A 16,918-nucleotide genomic window follows, 5' to 3' on the forward strand; every position below is an offset into this window, starting at 1 on the left:
ACCCCCAGTAACGGCGAGTCGCTATGGGCCCCGACCGCCAGTAACGGTAAGTCTCGATGGGCCCTGACCTCCAGTAACGGCAAAGGGGCCCGCTCCAGCGTGGCGCGGGCCCCGATGTCGTACAACTGACTAGTCCTGCTTCTTTCGTCGCGTCCCGAAGACGATCTCGTCCCAGCTCGGGACCGCCGCTCTGCGGCCCGGTCGGACGCCGTCGGCCTCGGCCTGGCGGTCGGTCGCGCCGACGAGACGGTCGCGGTGGCTGCCGACCGAGCGGGGCATGAGCACGTCCGCGTAGGCGGACCCGGCACCGGCCGAGGCCGCGGGGGCCGGGGGCTCCTCCGCCTCGGGCTCGGTGGGTGGCTCCTCCGTCGCCGGGAGCTCCGCGCCGGCGGGCCGCTCGGGCACCACCATGTCGCCCCGGAAACTGGGCACCGCTTCCAGGAGGCTGGTGAGCGAGTCGCGCTCGCTCGCGCTCTCCTCGATCGGCTCGGGGGAAGGCCCGGGCAGGCTCGGGCGCTCCATCTGCCGGTCCAGGGCACGGTCCAGCGGGCGGTCGCGCGGCAGCCGTGCGATGCGCGGGACGAACGGGAAGCTCGGTTCGGGCGCCGCGAGGTCGTCGGACTCGCCGATCAGCGAGCGCGCCTCGTCGTCGACGGCCTGGACGAGCCGCCGGGGCGGGTCGTACGTCCAGCTCGCCGAGTGCGGCTCGCCCGCGACCCGGTAGACCAACAGCACTTCCCACGTGCCGTCGTCACGACGCCACGAGTCCCACTGGACGGTGTCCTTCTCGGCGCCCCGGATCAGCAGTCGTTCCTGGACGGCCTCACCGAGCTGGGGTCCAGCGTTCTCACCGGGGCGGCGGACAGGAGTCTTCCGGGCCCGCTCGGCCATGAAGGCACGCTCGGCGAGCACGGGGCCCTCGAAGCGACGCACCCGGTCGACGGGAATTCCCGCGAGCTGGGCGACTTCCTCCGCGGAGGCGCCGGCACGTATCCGCGCCTGGATGTCTCGGGGGCGGAGATGGCTCTCCACCTCGATCTCGATCTGGCCGAGGCGGGGACGGTCGCCGCGAACAGCGGCGCGCAAACGCTCGTCAATCGGAAGCGTGTACTCCGTGCTGTCCGCAGCCTTCAGCACCAGCCGTGTGCCGTCGTTAGAGACGGCCACGACACGCAGTTCGGGCATGGGGACCTCCCGGGTGGTGCCTGCCGACGTCACGTGCGTCGCTGCTTCCGCTAGTCGAGTGTGGCCTGCCCGGGTGCAGCCTGCCACAACCTTGCCGAGTTGCCCGGCGTGTCGGGCACGGGCCCGGGGTCGCCGTTATGGCACGGTTACCTATTCGCAACGCTAAGTGACGAACTCCATCACCCTGTGCAACGAGCCCCCTCCCGGCGGTCCTGTCAGGCCCCGGACACCCTGGCGGGAGTCCGGACCCAGGGCTCGCAACAGTACTCCATTCGGGCCATGTGCGTGGATCGGCACGCCGCCCAACTTCTAGTGGGGGGTGCTAGTTGGCCGTCCACTGTGCCGTATTGGTGACCTTGAAACGTGTCGTACTTCACGTAATCGCCAGAAACGGAACTAAACGTTTCGCCCATCCGTCCCTTTCTCGTGCAAGCGGTCGAGAAGTACGGGAAAGGCAGGCAAGGTCCGGGGATGCGTGAGAAGTCGGATGTGGGCGAGGAGCCGGGGGCGAAGGAGGGGACGCCGAGGAGGAAGCGGGTGGACCTGAGCCTTCCGCAAGTGGCGGGCAGCGCCGTGGCCGCGGTGGTGGCGGCCAAACTCGCCTCCTACTTCGGGGTGTACGGGACGATCCTGGGCGCCGGAGTGGTCAGCGCGATCGCCACCTGTGGAGGCACCGTCTTCCAGCACTTCTTCAAGCGCACCGGCGAACAGCTCCGCGATGTCACGGTCCAGGCGAAGCCGAGGCCCGAGCAGGCGCCGGTACCGGGGGCGTTCACCGAGGGCACCGTGTATCGCGCCCGGGTCAAGAGCTGGAAGCGGCCGGTGATCGCGGCGGCGCTCGTCTTCGGCGTCACGATGGCGGGGATCACGACGTACGAGCTGGTGTCGGGGCAGAGCTTCAGCGGCGACGGAACGAGCACCACCGTCGGTGACGCCCTCAAGGGCAGCGGCTCCGGCTCCCACTCGAGGCCCGGTACGACACCTTCGAGCCCTTCGGGCGGGTCCTCTTCGAGGGAGCCGTCGGCCACCGACAGCACTCCCGGCACCCAAGACGGCTTCGGCGCCGGCGCCACTCAGGGTGACGGCGATGCCACATCCCCTACGCCGACGCCGAGTTCCAGTGCCGATTCGCAGGCGCCGGCCAACACCCCGGCGCCCACAGACGGTTCGCCTACGAGCCCAGCACCCGACGCAAGTAGTCGTTCTCAAAGCGGCGATCCGGGTCAAGACGGTCCCGCAGCGCCGTGAACTCGCCGAAGCGCGGATACACCTTCGAGAAGTACTCCGCGTCGCGGGTGTGCACCTTGCCCCAGTGCGGGCGGCCCTCGTGCGCCGTGAAGATCCGCTCGGCCGCGGTGAAGTACGCCTGGTAGGGCGTACCCCTGAACATGTGGACGGCGATGTAGGCGCTCTCCCGCCCGGACGCCGTGGAGAGCGCGATGTCGTCCGCGGGGGCCGTGCGCACCTCGACGGGGAAACTGACCCGCAGGGACGAGCGGTCGACCATCGTCTTCAGCTCGCGCAGCGTCTCGACGAGCGCCTCGCGCGGAACGGCGTACTCCATCTCCACGAAGCGCACCCGGCGCGGAGAAGTGAAGACCTTGTAGGGAATGTCGGTGTAGGTCCGCGCGGACAGCGCGCGGCTGGAGATCTTCGCGATCGTCGGGATGGTGGCGGGCGCGGCGCGGCCGACCAGATTGGCCACCTGGAAGACCCCGTTGGAGAGGAACTCGTCCTCGATCCAGCCGCCGATCTGCCCGATCGGCTTCTCGGGGCCGGCGCTGCGGTTGTTGCGCTTGGTGTTGCAGTTGCCGGTGTGCGGGAACCAGTAGAACTCGAAGTGCTCGTTCTCGGTGAAGAGTTCGTCGAAGTCGGCGGTGACCTTGTCGAAGGTCATCGGCTCCTCGCGAGCCGTGAGCAGAAAAATGGGCTCTACGGAGAAGGTGATTGCGGTGACGATCCCCAGGGCGCCGATGCCCACCCGGGCCGCCGCGAAGACATCGGGATTCTCCTCCTCGGAGCAGGTGAGGAGCGAACCGTCCGCGGTGACCAGCTCAAGTCCCTTGATCTGCGCGGCGATCGAGGCCGAGTCGCGGCCCGTGCCGTGCGTTCCGGTGCTGGTCGCACCCGAGACCGTCTGCTCCATGATGTCGCCCATGTTCGTGAGCGACAGCCCCTCGCGCGCGAGAGCCACATTGAGCCGCTTGAGCGGGGTGCCCGCCTCAACGGTGACGGTCCCGGCCGCGCGGTCGATGTTGCGGATGCCGGTCAACAGTTGAGGGCGGATCAACACGCCGTCGGTCGCGGCGGCAGCGGTGAAGGAGTGCCCGGTGCCGACGGCCTTGACCCTCAGACCCTCGTCGGCCGCCTTGCGTACGGCCGCGGAGAGCTCCTCGACCGAAGCGGGGGTGACCTCCCGTACGGGACGGGCGGTGACGTTCCCCGCCCAGTTACGCCACGTGCCGCTCTTCCCGCTCACTGTGGTGCTCATGGGTCCCCTCCCGCTGCGGAACCGGCCTGCTCAGCCGGCGATACCCGAGGAATCCGACCGCGACCGCGACGGCTCCGGACACCGCCGGAACCCCGTACCCGGCCTTCGCACCGGCGGCGTCGATCACCCAGCCGGCCACGGAGGAGCCGAGCGCGACCCCGACCGCGAGTCCGGTGCTCACCCAGGTCATGCCCTCGGTCAGTTTCGCGCGTGGTACGTGCTGTTCGATGAGGGACATCGCCGTGATCATCGTGGGAGCGATGGACAGGCCCGCAACGAACAGCGCCACGGCCAGAAACGGCAAGTTTCCGACCAGTAGCAGGGGGATCATACTCACGGCCATGGCGCATATGCCCAGCAGCCACCGACGTTCGGGCGCCCCGTTGAAGTGCAGCAGTCCGAACACGGCCCCCGCCGCGCAGGAACCGGCCGCATAGAGGGCCAGAACCACGCTCGCGGCGCCCTTGTGGCCCTGCTCCTCCGCGAAGGCCACGGTGACCACGTCCACGGCCCCGAAGATCGCTCCGGTCGCCACGAACGTTGCGACCAGGACCTGGAGTCCGGCCGCGCGCAGCGCCGAACCGCCGGTGTGGTGCTCACGCGGGTGCGGCACGGGCTCGGTCGCGCGCTGGGAGGTCAGCCAGAAGACGCCCACCGCCAGGAAGCAGGCGGCGAGCAGCGGCCCGGCCTCCGGGAACCACACCGTGGACAGGCCGATGGAGAAGATCGGCCCGAAGATGAAGCAGATCTCGTCCACCACGGACTCGAAGGAGTACGCGGTGTGCAACTGCGGGGTGCCCCCGTAGAGGGCCGCCCAGCGGGACCGGATCATCGCGCCGATGCTCGGGACACAGCCGATCCCGGCCGCGCAGAGGAACAGCACCCAGTCCGGCCACTCGAAGCGCGCGGCCAGCAGCAGCCCGACGGCCGCCGCGAGCGCGAACAGGGTGACGGGGCGCAGCACCCGCCGCTGGCCGTGCCGGTCCACCATCCGGGAGACCTGCGGGCCCATCACCGCGGCGGCGAGCGCCATGGTCGCCGACAGCGCGCCCGCGAGCCCGTACCGTCCGGTGAGCTGGGAGATCATCGTCACCACGCCGATGCCCATCATGGACAGGGGCATCCGGCCGAGGAAGCCCGCGGCGGAGAAGCCCTTGGAGCCGGGGGCGGCGAACAGGGCGCGGTACGGGCTGGGCACGAGGGGTCTCCGGTGGGCTCGGCCCGGCCGCGCGGTCACCGCGTGCGGTCGGACTCCGGTAAGGCGTGTAGATGGCCGATACAGCTTACGGGTTAGGGGACCCTAACGCACCCTCTCGGGTACTCCCCGATTCCGCTCGTCATGTGGCTGTTGTCCGGCTGGCAGCGACGGATGGCAGGATCGGACGCATGCCAGATGTGCTCGATGCCACCCCCTACGACGCCCTGCTCCTGCTCTCGTTCGGCGGCCCCGAAGGCCCGGACGACGTGGTTCCGTTCCTGGAGAACGTGACGCGGGGGAGAGGCATCCCCAAGGAACGGCTGAAGGAAGTGGGGCAGCACTACTTCCTGTTCGGCGGGGTCAGCCCGATCAACGACCAGAACCGTGCCCTGCTCGACGCCCTCCGCAAGGACTTCGCGGACCACGGCCTGGACCTGCCCGTGTACTGGGGCAACCGCAACTGGGCGCCGTACCTCACCGACACCCTGCGCGAGATGGTCGCCGACGGCCGCCGCCGCGTCCTCGTCCTCGCCACCAGCGCGTACGCCTCGTACTCGGGCTGCAGGCAGTACCGCGAGGACCTCGCCGGAGCCCTGGCGGCCCTGGAGGCCGAGGGACTGGAGCCGCCGAAGATCGACAAGCTGCGGCACTACTTCAACCACCCCGGCTTCGTGGAGCCCATGATCGAGGGCGTCCTGAAGTCCCTCGCCGAGCTCCCCGAGGACGTACGGGCGGGCGCGCACCTCGCCTTCACCACGCACTCCATCCCCACCGCCGCCGCCGACACCTCCGGCCCGGCCGAGGACCACGGCGACGGCGGCGCCTACGTCAAACAGCACCTGGACGTGGCGAAGCTGATCGCCGACGCCGTGCGCGAGGAGACCGGGATCGAGCACCCCTGGCAGCTCGTGTACCAGTCGCGCTCCGGAGCCCCGCACATCCCGTGGCTCGAGCCGGACATCTGCGACCACCTGGAGGAGCTGCACGGGGCCGGGGTCCCGGCCGTCGTGATGGCCCCCATCGGGTTCGTCTCGGACCACATGGAGGTGCTGTACGACCTCGACACGGAGGCGACGGCCAAGGCGGAGGAACTGGGGCTGCCCGTGCGCCGCTCGGCCACCGTGGGCGCCGACCCCCGCTTCGCCGCGGCGATCCGCGACCTCGTCCTGGAGCGCGCCGCGACGGAGAACGGGCTGCAGGTGACACCCTGCGCCCTGGGCGCGCTCGGCGCGAGCCACGGCCTGTGCCCCGTGGGCTGCTGCCCGGCCCGCGCCCCCAAGCCCGCCGCCGCGGGCGCCGACAGCCCGTACGCCTGAGGAGCCCCTTGATCGAGCCCCTGCACACCGAACTGCTCCAGCTCGCCCACGACGCCGCCCGCCGCGCCGGTGAGCTGCTGCGGGACGGCCGCCCGGCGGACCTCACGGTCGCCGCCACCAAGTCCAGCCCGATCGACGTCGTCACCGAGATGGACATCGCCGCCGAGAAGCTGATCACCGACCTGATCGCCCAGCACCGCCCCCACGACGGCTTCCTCGGCGAGGAGGGCGCCTCCAGCGAGGGCACCAGCGGTATCCGCTGGGTCGTCGACCCGCTCGACGGCACGGTGAACTACCTCTACGGGCTGCCGACCTGGGCGGTGTCCATCGCGGCCGAACAGAACGGCGAGACCGTCGTCGGAGTCGTCGCGGCACCGATGCGTGGCGAGACCTACAGCGCCGTGCGCGGCAGGGGCGCCCGGGCCACCGGGGCCTGGGTCGGCGAGCGCCGGCTGACCTGCCGACCGTCGCCGCCCCTGGACCAGGCACTGGTCTCGACCGGCTTCAACTACGTGACCGAGGTCAAGGTCCACCAGGCCGAGGTCGCCCACCGGCTGATCCCCCTGCTGCGCGACATCCGGCGCAGCGGTTCGGCGGCCGTCGACCTGTGCGACGTCGCCGCGGGCCGCCTCGACGGCTACTACGAGCGCGGCCTGCACCCCTGGGACCTCGCGGCGGGCGACCTGATCGCCCGTGAGGCGGGTGCCCTGACCGGTGGACGCCCCGGAGAGCGCCCCGGGGGCGATCTGGCGGTCGCGGCCTCCCCGGGCGTCTTCGAGCCCCTCCAGCGGCTTCTGGAGGAGTTCGGCGCCTGGCACGACTGAGGACACCCACCGTTCCCGTTACGTACGGCACCCGCTGTTCCCGGTGCGTACAGCGGTTACGGAATTCGGTACGCACAACAACGGAGCGGGGCCCCGGCACTGGATCGATGCCGGGGCCCCGCTCTCGTGCGAACTGCTCAGACGCGTGACGCGCCGACCTCCACACCGTGCTCGGCGGCAAGGCGGCGCAGGTCCTCGAGCTCGGCCTGCTCGACCTCCGCGAGGAAGTCGTCGCCTGTTTCGCGAGCCCGCGTCAGGTCGGACTCGGTTGCCCTTATGCGCTGCAGAAGTCCTGCGGTGAATGCGTCCATGCTGCGCCCCCTCGTCCTGGGTCGTGGGTCGGTGGCACGGGGGTGTGCCGTTGGGAAGGGGCGATCACGTCTCCAGAGGGTGCCCAGCGCTGCCCGGGCTGGGCGGCGACGGTGCCGGACACCCACGCCCGCTCTGCGGAAGCGGTTGGACGTACCACAAGGTGGCTTGCCACATGCAGAGCGTGATCGCGGGGTGTAAAGCCGTCCTCCCCCCGCTCCCTTCCGTAGAAACCTCAACCCGACGAGAAAATCTCGCATTCCCGGGCCCCGAGACCGTCGTACCGGTCGCCTCTCACCCGTCTTACAGCCGGTTTATGGCCGAAAAGGGCAGGATGGAGGCCTTACCCACGACAGACCCCCCTGCCCACGTGTGCCGAAGCGGCGCTACGCGGGTGGACAGAGGAAGGACAAGCGACGTGCGCGTACTCGTCGTCGAGGACGAGCAGCTGCTCGCCGATGCGGTGGCCACCGGACTGCGCCGGGAGGCCATGGCCGTCGACGTCGTGTACGACGGTGCGGCCGCCCTGGAGCGCATCGGCGTCAACGACTACGACGTGGTCGTCCTCGACCGCGACCTCCCGCTCGTGCACGGCGACGACGTCTGCCGCAAGATCGTCGAGCTCGGTATGCCCACGCGCGTGCTGATGCTCACCGCCTCCGGCGACGTCAGCGACCGTGTCGAGGGCCTGGAGATCGGCGCCGACGACTACCTCCCCAAGCCGTTCGCGTTCAGCGAGCTGACGGCACGCGTGCGTGCTCTCGGACGTCGTACGAGCGTGCCGCTGCCGCCCGTCCTGGAGCGCGCCGGGATCAAGCTCGACCCCAACCGGCGCGAGGTCTTCCGCGACGGCAAGGAGGTCCAGCTCGCGCCCAAGGAGTTCGCCGTCCTGGAGGTGCTGCTGCGCAGCGAGGGCGCCGTCGTCTCCGCCGAGCAGCTCCTGGAGAAGGCCTGGGACGAGAACACGGACCCCTTCACCAACGTCGTCCGCGTCACCGTCATGACCCTGCGCCGCAAGCTCGGGGAACCCCCGGTCATCGTCACCGTGCCCGGCTCCGGCTACCGGATCTGATCCGCGGTGGCCACGACTCCCGCGCCCCCCACGGCGCCTCCGAAGCCCACCTGGGACCCCAGAAGGGCGGAGCCTCCGTTCCCCTGGCTGCGCCCGACCATCCGCATACGGCTCACGCTGCTGTACGGCGGCATGTTCCTGATCGCCGGCATCATGCTGCTGTCGATCATCTATCTGCTCGCGGCGCAGGCCCTGAACACGGGCGCCGAGCCGCTCTTCAGGATCGCCGGCGGCACCGACATCAAGGTCACCAGCGACAACTGCCCCGCGGTCAACTCGGGCCTGTCGCTCGACGCCTTCAACACCGCGATCAGCCACTGCATCGATGTCCAGCGCCAGACCGCACTGGACAACCTGCTCAGCCGCTCCCTGCTCGCCCTGCTCGGCCTCGCGATCATCGCCTTCGCCTTCGGCTACGCGATGGCGGGCCGCGTCCTGTCGCCGCTCGGCCGGATCACCCGCACCGCGCGCGCGGTGGCGGGCTCGGACCTGTCCCGGCGGATCGAGCTGGACGGCCCCGACGACGAGCTGAAGGAACTGGCGGACACCTTCGACGACATGCTGGAGCGGCTGCAGCGGGCGTTCACCGCCCAGCAGCGGTTCGTCGGCAACGCCTCGCACGAACTGCGCACCCCGCTCGCGATCAACCGCACGCTCCTCGAAGTGCACCTGTCCGACCCCGGAGCCCCGGTGGAGCTCCAGCAGCTCGGCAAGACGCTGCTCGCCACCAACGAGCGCAGCGAGCAGCTCGTCGAGGGCCTGCTGCTGCTCGCCCGCAGCGACAACCAGATCGTCGAGCGCAAGCCCGTGGACCTCGCCGAGGTCGCCACACAGGCCGTCGACCAGGTGCACGCCGAGGCCGCGGCCAAGGGTGTGGCGATCCGCGGGGAGCGCGCCGCGGCGGTCGTCCAGGGCAATGGCGTCCTGCTGGAGCGGATCGCCCTGAACCTCGTCCAGAACGCGGTGCGCTACAACGTGCCGGACGACGGCTGGGTCGAAGTCACGACGCAGGTCCAGCACGGCCAGGCGGTACTGGTGGTCACGAACACGGGTCCGGTGGTTCCCGCGTACGAGATCGACAATCTTTTTGAGCCTTTCCGGCGGCTGCGTACGGAGCGCACGGGCAGCGACAAGGGTGTGGGCCTCGGCCTTTCCATCGCCCGGTCGGTGGCCCGCGCGCACGGGGGCCATATCGCGGCAGAGCCACGCGAGGGGGGTGGGCTCGTGATGCGCGTCACCCTGCCGATCTGAGAACATGTCGCGGACACGCGGCGATGTTCGCTTTGCGCGGAATTTTCTGGTCGCCCATCCGGGAGACTCGTGTGTGATCGATCACAAGGGCGAATTTCCGGCCATCCACTCTCCGTGGTCACGCAGGCTGTCGTAAAGCCGGGAAAATCCGGGTTTTCGGGGGTCTAGATCACGGGAAGTACACGGTGGGACGCCTTTGAAGTGGGCCCTTCGGACCGTGTACGGTCCGCATCGCCATCCAAGCCGATCACTCATGAGGAGTCCGGTTGGGTGTCGATTGAGTAACAGACCTTGATGTGAGGCAAAATCTCCGCCTCAGGTCGGGCACAAGTCCGGCCTCTCACGCGTTACGTGCGCTGAGACACCGCAGACACCCAGAGGGGGAGAGCGACATGGCAACGGATTACGACACCCCACGCAAGACCGACGACGACGTCGACTCGGACAGCCTTGAAGAACTGAAGGCTCGCCGGAACGACAAGTCGACGTCGTCGGTCGATGTAGACGAGTTCGAGGCCGCAGAAGGCCTGGAGCTGCCCGGAGCCGACCTCTCGAACGAGGAGCTGGCCGTCCGGGTGCTGCCCAAGCAGCAGGACGAGTTCACTTGCATGAGCTGCTTCCTGGTGCACCACCGCAGCCAGCTGGCCCGCGAGAAGAACGGTCAGCCGATCTGCCGCGACTGCGACTGAGGCAGGGTCGGCCGTGACTGGCTCGACCCCACCTTGGAAGCGCCGCTTCCCTTCACGGGCAGCGGACGAAGGGCCCTCAGACGGCCCTGAAGGCGTGCGTGACGACGAGCGGGGCTCTTCCCGACCAGGATCAGCCTCGCTCGAGCGGGCGCCCGCCACAGCGCCGACAGGCGCCTTCGAGCGGGCCGGCGAGGTGAAGCCGGCCGACGATCCGGAACCGTCCGACGGTTCGGTTCCGGCGGACGTCGCCGTTCCCGCTACCGGCCGCCGTGCGGCCGGCCTTCGGGACGGGGTCAGAAAGGGCGTCCAGAAGGGCGGCAGCAGGGCCAAGGCGGGCCTGGCCCACCTCGCCGACCGGATCATCGACATCGCGCCGCGCGTGCCCGTACGGGATCTCGCGACCCTCCGCAGGCAGTTCCCGGGACTTACCCCCGAACAGCTCGCGGACAAGCTCGTCGCGGGTGCGGCCAACGCGACGTCCACGGTGGGCGCCGGGATCGGTGCCGCCGCGATGCTGCCGGTGCCGCCCGCGATGCCGACCGAGCTGGCCGCGGAGATCACCGGCGTCGCCGCGATCGAGCTGAAGATGATCGCCGAGCTCCACGAGGTCTACGGCCTGCGGCCGCCGGGCAACCTCAAACAGCGCAGTACCGGGTATCTGAACTCCTGGTCCTCCGAGCGCGGGATCGACGTGACCAAGCCGTCGACGATCAATGCCGCGTTGGGCGGCCACATGAAGCGTGAGCTGCGTCAGCAGATCATGAAACGCATGGTCCGGGATCTGCCGAACCTGATGCCGTTCATGGTGGGCGCGGCGGTGGGTGCGGTCATGAACCGCCGGGACACCAAACGCCTGGCGGCGCGTATCCGCAAGGACCTGCGCAAGTCCCAGGTGCCGTGGGACGCGCTTGCGGAGCTGCCGCCCCTGGAGAAGCCGGCGGATCCCCTGCGGATCGGGGAGATCCCCAAGGAACTGGGGCACTGAGCCCCGCCCGCACCGGCCGCCCGTCGATTTGGGACGAGCGGCGGGGCAGGGGTCACCGGTTCGTGGGAGTCACCGGCTCGTGGTGGGTCGGGAGCACGGGATGTGGAGGCGCACTGCCCCTGGAGCGGTGTGCGCCGGTGCGTAACCGCTGAACGGATGCGTAACCGCTGCACAGGCGCGTAACCGCTGTGCGAAGGCGCACCGTCGCGCGCCGTGGTGGTTCGGGGCGCGACTTCCTCTTCGCAGGGGGCTACGCCGTGGCCCGAGCCGCCTCGAGCGCCGCGATCAGCCGCTCCGGCTCCCTCGTCGACAGGTACAGGTACGGCGTGGGGTCGGCCGGGTCGGTGACCTGGACGCGGAGGGCCGTGGGGATGTACGCCCGTAGGAGCATGAAGGCGCGCGGATCCGCCTTGTACGTGCGCCAGGCGCGCGCCTCCTCCTGGTCCATGATCTCCGCGTCGCCCAGGGCCGCGACCGGGATCTTCGCCTCGCCCGCGATCAGGGAGTCACCGACGACCCGGATGCGGATCGACCCGTACGCGCTCGCCACGACCGCCGAGACCGCGGTGCCGCCGACCAGCGCGCCCAGCAGCGGCAGCGTGCCGAAGGGGAGGAAGACCAGGGCCATCGCTATCCCGATCAGGAAGCAGATCGCCCACCAGCTGCGGGGGGCGGTGAGGCGTTCTTCGTACGGGGAGGCGGAGAGCTGCATGAAGCCAAGCTTGGCACGGTGCGAAGACTTGGTGGACGCGCGGGTAAGGTCTGCGGCTGTGAGTCGTACTTCCGCAGCTCTGAAGCCTCCCGCCGACGCCGTCGCGCCGGTGCGGCACCCCGACGCGCCCGCCCCCGGCGAGCTCCTGGGCGCCCACTACGAACAGTGTTTCGGGTGTGGCGGGGAGCAGTCGCACGGACTGCACCTGGAGGCCCGCGCGGGGGTGGGCGTCACCGTCACGGCGGAGTTCACGGTACGGCCCGCCCACCAGGGCGCCCCGGGGCTCGCCCACGGCGGAGTGCTCGCCACCGCCCTCGACGAGACGCTCGGCTCGCTGAACTGGCTGCTGCGCACCATCGCGGTCACCGGCCGCCTGGAGACCGACTTCGTCCTGCCCGTCCCCGTGGACACGGTGCTGTACCTGGAGGCCGAGGTCACGGCGGTGGCCGGCCGCAAGATCTACTCGACCGCCACCGGGCGGATCGGTGGCCCCGACGGGCCCGTCGCCGTTCGCGCGGACGCCCTCTTCGTCGAGGTCAAGGTCGACCACTTCATCGACAACGGCCGCCCGGAGGAGATCCGGGCCGCCATGAACGAACCGGACCAGATCCGCCGTGTCCGTGCCTTCGAGGTGAACCCGTGACCCGCGAGCCCCGCCAAGAACTCGCTGTACTGATCCGCCGCGTCGACCCGGACGTACCGCTTCCCGAGTACGCGCAGCCCGGTGACGCGGGAGCCGATCTGCGTACCACCGAGAGCCGTGAACTGAAGCCGGGCGAGCGCGCCGTACTGCCCACGGGTGTGTCCATCGCGCTGCCTGAGGGGTACGCGGCCTTCGTGCACCCGCGTTCCGGGCTTGCCGCCCGCTGCGGTGTCGCCCTCGTGAATGCCCCGGGGACGGTTGATGCCGGGTACCGTGGGGAGATCAAGGTGATCGTGGTGAATCTCGACCCGCGCGAGTCGGTGCGGTTCGAGCGCTTCGACCGGATTGCTCAACTCGTCGTCCAGCAGGTCGAGAAGGTCCGCTTCCAGGAGGTCGCGGAACTTCCCGACTCGGCGCGGGCCGCAGGGGGCTTCGGGTCCACTGGTGGTCATGCCGCCGTGGGCGGCACAACGGGTGGGAATCGATACGCTTCGGTCGTATCCGACCGGGAAGGACAGTGACGTGTTCGGACGTCGCAAGAAGGGCAGTGCCGCCGAGGACGCGGCGGGCGAGGCCGAGCAGGTCGTCGACAGTGTCGACACTGAGGCGGACGAGGCGGAGCGGGAGCGCGTGAGGCTCGAGCCGGAGCCGCGGCCCGACGGACCCTGGGACGACTCGGAGGTGCGGGACCCCGCCGAGGGTCGCGTGGACCTGGGTGGTCTCTTCGTGCCCGGAGTCGACGGCATGGAGCTGCGGGTCGAGGTCGCGGGCGACGCGATCGTCGCGGCCACCGTCGTCCTCAAGGACAGCGCCATCCAGCTGCAGGCCTTCGCCGCCCCCAAGCGTGAGGGCATCTGGGGCGAGGTGCGCGAGGAGATCGCCACCGGCATCACCCAGCAGGGCGGTGTCATCGACGAGGTCGAGGGCCCGCTGGGCTGGGAGCTGCGGGCGCAGGTGCCGGTGCAGCTGCCGGACGGCACGGGTGGTTTCCAGGTCGTGCGGTTCGTCGGCGTGGACGGGCCCCGCTGGTTCCTGCGTGGAGTGATCTCCGGGCAGGGCGCCGTGCAGCCGCAGGCCGCGGGCCTGCTGGAGCAGATCTTCCGGGACACGGTCGTCGTACGCGGTGAGGGTCCGATGGCCCCGCGCGACCCGATCGTCCTGAAGCTGCCGAACGACGCGCAGATGGTGCCCGAGGGGGTCCAGCAGGAGGAGCAGAGCGGTTCCCGCTTCTCCGGAGGCATGGGACAACTGCAGCGCGGACCGGAGATCACCGAGGTCCGTTAGCCGCCGCTCGCCGGAGGCTCCGCGAGTAGAACAACCGTACGGATTCAAAGGGTCGCACCCCTCGACGGGGTGCGGCCCTTTCTCGTGCGCGATCCCTTGACGGCCAGTTGGTCTGTACCTATGGTCTCGGCCCAGCGTCTGTGTTCATGCAGGCGCTCATCGTTCACATACGAGAACGGATGGCCCCCCACCATGCGCCGTACCGCACTCCTCGCCACCGTCGCCGCCCTCGTCGCGGGCGCCCTCGTCTGGCCCGCCGCCCGACAGGCCGACGCCGCCCCCGTCACCTTCGCGCACCCCGGAGTCACGGTCTCCAAGAGCCAGCTGGACTTCGCCCGCACCAAGGTCAACGCCGGGGCCCAGCCCTGGAAGGCCGCGTACGACCAGATGATGGCGAGCAAGTACGCCGACCTGAACCGCGTCCCGAAGCCCCGCGCGACCGTGGAGTGCGGCTCCTACTCCAACCCCAACTACGGCTGCACGGACGAGCGCGAGGACGCGATAGCCGCGTACACCGACGCCCTCGCCTGGTACATCACCCGCGACGACCGGTACGCGCAGAAGTCGATCGCCCTGATGGACGCCTGGTCGGCCGTGATCAAGGAGCACACCAACAGCAACGCGCCCCTGCAGACCGGCTGGGCCGGCTCCTCCTGGCCCAAGGCCGCCGAGCTCATCAAGTACACCTACACCGGCACCTGGGCCAACTCCGGCCGCTTCGCGACCATGCTGCGCACCGTCTACCTCCCCGAGATCATCAACGGCTCCAACTCCAACGGGAACTGGGAACTGTCGATGATGGAGGCCGCCGTCGGCATCTCCGTCTTCCTCGAGGACCGGACGTCGTACGACAAGGCCATGGCGAAGTTCCGGACCCGTACGGCCGCGTACATCTACCTCTCCTCCGACGGCGCGCTGCCCAAGACCGTGCCGAGCCAGAACCTCGACACCACCGCGAAGATCGTCAACTACTGGCAGGGGCAGTCCACCTTCGTCACCGGGCTCACTCAGGAGACCTGCCGCGACTTCACGCACACCGGGTACGGCATCTCGGCCATCTCGCACATCGCCGAGACCAGCCGGATCCAGGGCGAGGACCTGTACGGCACCGACGTCGGCGAGCGGCTGCGGCAGGCGCTCGGATTCCAGTCGAAGTACCAGCTGGGCGAGGCGGTGCCGAGCTGGCTGTGCGGCGGTTCCCTCACTCTCGGGCTGGGTCCGGTGACCGAGACCGGCTACAACGCCCTGCACAACCGCCTGGGCATCGCCATGACCAACACCCAGAAGCTGACCGAGCAGAACCGGCCGTCCGGCAGCAACAACCTCTTCGTCGCCTGGGAGACTCTCACCGACGGGGACAACCCCAACTGACGCCCTCTCCGGCCGGGCGCCCCGGTGCCGTCACCGGGGCGCCCGAACGGCGGGGGAGGCAATCGCCCGGCTGACCGGGGAGGGACATGAGCCAGGTCGAGGTCGCCACGAAGACCATGGTGCGCGTTGAGAACGTGTATCGCTGGTACGGCGGTGGAGCCGCCGTCGTACCCGCCCTGCGCGGAGTCTCCTTCGACGTGCCACGCGGCGAACTCGTCGCCCTCACCGGCCGTCCAGGGTCCGGCAGGACCACACTCCTCAACCTGGTCGGCGGGCTCGACGAACCGGACGCGGGGCGGATCACCGTCGACGGGCTCGCACTGGAGGGGCTCGGGGAGGACGGCCTGTTGGAACTGCGCCGGGACCGGATCGGCTTCGTCTTCCAGCCCCTCGGGCTCATCCCGCTGCTCACCGTCGCCGAGAACGTCGGTGTACCGCTGCGGCTGCGCGGGGTCGCGGAGCACGCGCGCGAGGAGCGGATCGCGCGACTGCTCTCCCGCGTCGGGCTCACCGACCACGCGGCGCGCCGACCCGGGGAGCTCACCGGCGGGCAGCAACAGCGCGTGGCGATCGCGCGCGCCCTCGCGGGCGACCCCGTGCTTCTCGTCGCCGACGAGTTCGCGGCCGGACTCGACGAGGGGACCGGCCGTGCCCTGATGGAGCTGCTGCACACGCTCGTCCGCTGCGAACAGGTGACGGCCCTGGTCGCCCCCTCCCGGGCGATCCCGCTCGACCCGGCCGATCGGGTCCTGGAGCTGTGCGAGGGAGGGATCGTCGAGCACTGAGCCGGGTGCCGGGCCGAGCAGGGCCCGGACCAGCACATCAGGGTTGTGCCGACCAGCGCATCCGGTTGTGCCGACCGATGCATCAGGGTTGCGTCAAAGACGGCCGTCGGCCGACTCCCCGCCCCATTTGTCGAGATTGTTGGCCGTAAGGTCGACGCTGCGTATACAGCGGTGACAGGAAGACAATGGGGCCATGGGACGCGGCAAGCTTCGGATCTACCTCGGTGCGGCACCGGGCGTCGGCAAGACGTACGCGATGCTCTCCGAGGCGCACCGCCGTGTGGAGCGGGGCACCGACTGCGTCGTCGCCTTCGTGGAGCACCACAACCGACCACGCACCGAGGTGATGCTGCACGGCCTGGAGCAGGTTCCGCGCAAGCAGCTCGACTACCGCGGCTCCGTCTTCACCGAGATGGACGTGGACGCCGTACTGCTGCGCGCCCCGGCCGTCGCCCTGGTGGATGAACTCGCGCACACCAATGTCCCCGGCTCCCGCAACGCCAAGCGCTGGCAGGACGTCGAGGAACTCCTCGCCGCCGGGATCGACGTCGTCTCCACGGTCAACATCCAGCACCTGGAGTCACTGGGCGACGTCGTGGAGTCCATCACGGGCGTACGGCAGCGCGAGACCGTCCCGGACGAGGTCGTACGGCGGGCGGACCAGATCGAGCTGGTCGACATGTCGCCGCAGGCGCTGCGTCGCCGTATGGCGCACGGCAACATCTACAAGTCCGACAAGGTCGACGCGGCGCTGTCCAACTACTTCCGCCCCGGCAACCTCACCGCGCTGCGCGAGCTCGCCC

Annotated in this window: 18 protein-coding genes; 13 read left to right on the forward strand and 5 right to left on the reverse strand. The window is 70.0% G+C overall.

Features of this window, described 5'->3' with window-relative positions:
• Positions 1 to 129: 129 nt before the first annotated feature.
• Positions 130 to 1,185, reverse strand: a complete 1,056-nt coding sequence (sepH, locus tag AQJ27_RS29750; protein ID WP_067375310.1) for a septation protein SepH — start codon at positions 1,183 to 1,185, stop codon at positions 130 to 132.
• 471 nt (positions 1,186 to 1,656) lie between these two features.
• Here sepH and AQJ27_RS58910 point away from each other — a divergent pair, with 471 nt between their 5' ends.
• Positions 1,657 to 2,433, forward strand: a complete 777-nt coding sequence (locus AQJ27_RS58910; RefSeq protein ID WP_079065356.1) for a hypothetical protein — start codon at positions 1,657 to 1,659, stop codon at positions 2,431 to 2,433.
• On the opposite strand, the gene AQJ27_RS29760 is transcribed toward AQJ27_RS58910, so the two are convergent.
• Together AQJ27_RS29760 and AQJ27_RS29765 are read right to left on the reverse strand one after the other, a co-directional pair.
• On the reverse strand, positions 2,357 to 3,676 hold the full coding sequence (locus AQJ27_RS29760; RefSeq protein WP_067375314.1) for a D-arabinono-1,4-lactone oxidase: 1,320 nt from the start codon (positions 3,674 to 3,676) through the stop codon (positions 2,357 to 2,359). The genes AQJ27_RS58910 and AQJ27_RS29760 overlap by 77 nt on opposite strands.
• Positions 3,636 to 4,874 carry an MFS transporter gene (locus tag AQJ27_RS29765; protein WP_067375317.1) on the reverse strand — a complete coding sequence of 413 codons (1,239 nt, stop codon included), beginning with the start codon at positions 4,872 to 4,874 and terminating at the stop codon, positions 3,636 to 3,638. The genes AQJ27_RS29760 and AQJ27_RS29765 overlap by 41 nt, the downstream gene beginning before the upstream one ends.
• Positions 4,875 to 5,062: 188 nt before the next feature.
• Between AQJ27_RS29765 and AQJ27_RS29770 the strand changes: the two genes are divergently transcribed.
• Both AQJ27_RS29770 and AQJ27_RS29775 read left to right on the forward strand, forming a co-directional pair.
• Positions 5,063 to 6,190: a ferrochelatase gene (locus AQJ27_RS29770; protein ID WP_067375320.1), complete on the forward strand. Its 1,128-nt coding sequence runs from the start codon at positions 5,063 to 5,065 to the stop codon at positions 6,188 to 6,190.
• A gap of 8 nt (positions 6,191 to 6,198) precedes the next feature.
• The gene (locus AQJ27_RS29775) at positions 6,199 to 7,014 is read left to right on the forward strand and encodes an inositol monophosphatase family protein (RefSeq protein ID WP_067375322.1); all 816 of its coding nucleotides are present in this window, start codon (positions 6,199 to 6,201) and stop codon (positions 7,012 to 7,014) included.
• A 137-nt stretch (positions 7,015 to 7,151) separates the two neighbouring features.
• On the opposite strand, the gene AQJ27_RS57455 is transcribed toward AQJ27_RS29775, so the two are convergent.
• Positions 7,152 to 7,325, reverse strand: a complete 174-nt coding sequence (locus AQJ27_RS57455; RefSeq protein ID WP_165854003.1) for a hypothetical protein — start codon at positions 7,323 to 7,325, stop codon at positions 7,152 to 7,154.
• A 416-nt stretch (positions 7,326 to 7,741) separates the two neighbouring features.
• Here AQJ27_RS57455 and AQJ27_RS29780 point away from each other — a divergent pair, with 416 nt between their 5' ends.
• The 4 genes from AQJ27_RS29780 (at position 7,742) to AQJ27_RS29795 (ending at position 11,320) form a co-directional block, all read left to right on the forward strand.
• Positions 7,742 to 8,395: a response regulator transcription factor gene (locus tag AQJ27_RS29780; protein ID WP_010983842.1), complete on the forward strand. Its 654-nt coding sequence runs from the start codon at positions 7,742 to 7,744 to the stop codon at positions 8,393 to 8,395.
• 6 nt (positions 8,396 to 8,401) lie between these two features.
• A complete protein-coding gene (locus AQJ27_RS29785) occupies positions 8,402 to 9,646 on the forward strand; it encodes a sensor histidine kinase (RefSeq protein ID WP_067375324.1) in 1,245 nt (414 codons plus the stop codon).
• A 392-nt stretch (positions 9,647 to 10,038) separates the two neighbouring features.
• Entirely contained in the window at positions 10,039 to 10,335 is a 297-nt protein-coding gene (locus AQJ27_RS29790) for a DUF4193 domain-containing protein (protein WP_003997302.1), read from the forward strand.
• A 13-nt stretch (positions 10,336 to 10,348) separates the two neighbouring features.
• Positions 10,349 to 11,320, forward strand: a complete 972-nt coding sequence (locus AQJ27_RS29795) for a hypothetical protein (protein ID WP_079065357.1) — start codon at positions 10,349 to 10,351, stop codon at positions 11,318 to 11,320.
• A gap of 250 nt (positions 11,321 to 11,570) precedes the next feature.
• Here the strand turns inward: AQJ27_RS29795 and AQJ27_RS29800 are convergent, their stop codons facing one another.
• Positions 11,571 to 12,032, reverse strand: a complete 462-nt coding sequence (locus AQJ27_RS29800; RefSeq protein ID WP_067375327.1) for a DUF3093 domain-containing protein — start codon at positions 12,030 to 12,032, stop codon at positions 11,571 to 11,573.
• Positions 12,033 to 12,090: 58 nt separating this feature from the next.
• Here AQJ27_RS29800 and AQJ27_RS29805 point away from each other — a divergent pair, with 58 nt between their 5' ends.
• From AQJ27_RS29805 to AQJ27_RS29830, 6 genes are all read left to right on the forward strand, one after another.
• Positions 12,091 to 12,675, forward strand: a complete 585-nt coding sequence (locus tag AQJ27_RS29805) for a PaaI family thioesterase (RefSeq protein ID WP_067375329.1) — start codon at positions 12,091 to 12,093, stop codon at positions 12,673 to 12,675.
• The gene (dut, locus tag AQJ27_RS29810; protein WP_054229931.1) at positions 12,672 to 13,196 is read left to right on the forward strand and encodes a dUTP diphosphatase; all 525 of its coding nucleotides are present in this window, start codon (positions 12,672 to 12,674) and stop codon (positions 13,194 to 13,196) included. The genes AQJ27_RS29805 and dut overlap by 4 nt, the downstream gene beginning before the upstream one ends.
• A gap of 1 nt (position 13,197) precedes the next feature.
• On the forward strand, positions 13,198 to 13,959 hold the full coding sequence (locus AQJ27_RS29815) for a DUF3710 domain-containing protein (RefSeq protein WP_054229932.1): 762 nt from the start codon (positions 13,198 to 13,200) through the stop codon (positions 13,957 to 13,959).
• 192 nt (positions 13,960 to 14,151) lie between these two features.
• Complete coding sequence (locus AQJ27_RS29820; protein WP_067375330.1) at positions 14,152 to 15,330, forward strand: alginate lyase family protein; 1,179 nt, start codon at positions 14,152 to 14,154, stop codon at positions 15,328 to 15,330.
• A gap of 86 nt (positions 15,331 to 15,416) precedes the next feature.
• A complete protein-coding gene (locus AQJ27_RS29825; RefSeq protein ID WP_067375331.1) occupies positions 15,417 to 16,115 on the forward strand; it encodes an ABC transporter ATP-binding protein in 699 nt (232 codons plus the stop codon).
• Positions 16,116 to 16,308: 193 nt separating this feature from the next.
• On the forward strand, positions 16,309 to 16,918 hold a 610-nt coding region (locus tag AQJ27_RS29830), incomplete at its 3' end, for a histidine kinase (RefSeq protein ID WP_483027180.1).

Origin of the sequence: Streptomyces olivochromogenes, from assembly GCF_001514115.1 — a bacterium.
In the GTDB taxonomy this organism is placed as follows: Bacteria; Actinomycetota; Actinomycetes; order Streptomycetales; family Streptomycetaceae; genus Streptomyces; species Streptomyces olivochromogenes.

Coding starts and splice junctions, on each gene's coding strand:
- AQJ27_RS29770 (WP_067375320.1), top strand. CDS start 5,063: ATGCCAGATGTGCTCGATGCCACCCCCTACGACGCCCTGCTCCTGCTC.
- AQJ27_RS57455 (WP_165854003.1), bottom strand. CDS start 7,325: ATGGACGCATTCACCGCAGGACTTCTGCAGCGCATAAGGGCAACCGAG.
- AQJ27_RS29790 (WP_003997302.1), top strand. CDS start 10,039: ATGGCAACGGATTACGACACCCCACGCAAGACCGACGACGACGTCGAC.
- AQJ27_RS58910 (WP_079065356.1), top strand. CDS start 1,657: ATGCGTGAGAAGTCGGATGTGGGCGAGGAGCCGGGGGCGAAGGAGGGG.
- sepH (WP_067375310.1), bottom strand. CDS start 1,185: ATGCCCGAACTGCGTGTCGTGGCCGTCTCTAACGACGGCACACGGCTG.
- AQJ27_RS29825 (WP_067375331.1), top strand. CDS start 15,417: ATGAGCCAGGTCGAGGTCGCCACGAAGACCATGGTGCGCGTTGAGAAC.
- AQJ27_RS29800 (WP_067375327.1), bottom strand. CDS start 12,032: ATGCAGCTCTCCGCCTCCCCGTACGAAGAACGCCTCACCGCCCCCCGC.
- AQJ27_RS29760 (WP_067375314.1), bottom strand. CDS start 3,676: ATGAGCACCACAGTGAGCGGGAAGAGCGGCACGTGGCGTAACTGGGCG.
- AQJ27_RS29820 (WP_067375330.1), top strand. CDS start 14,152: ATGCGCCGTACCGCACTCCTCGCCACCGTCGCCGCCCTCGTCGCGGGC.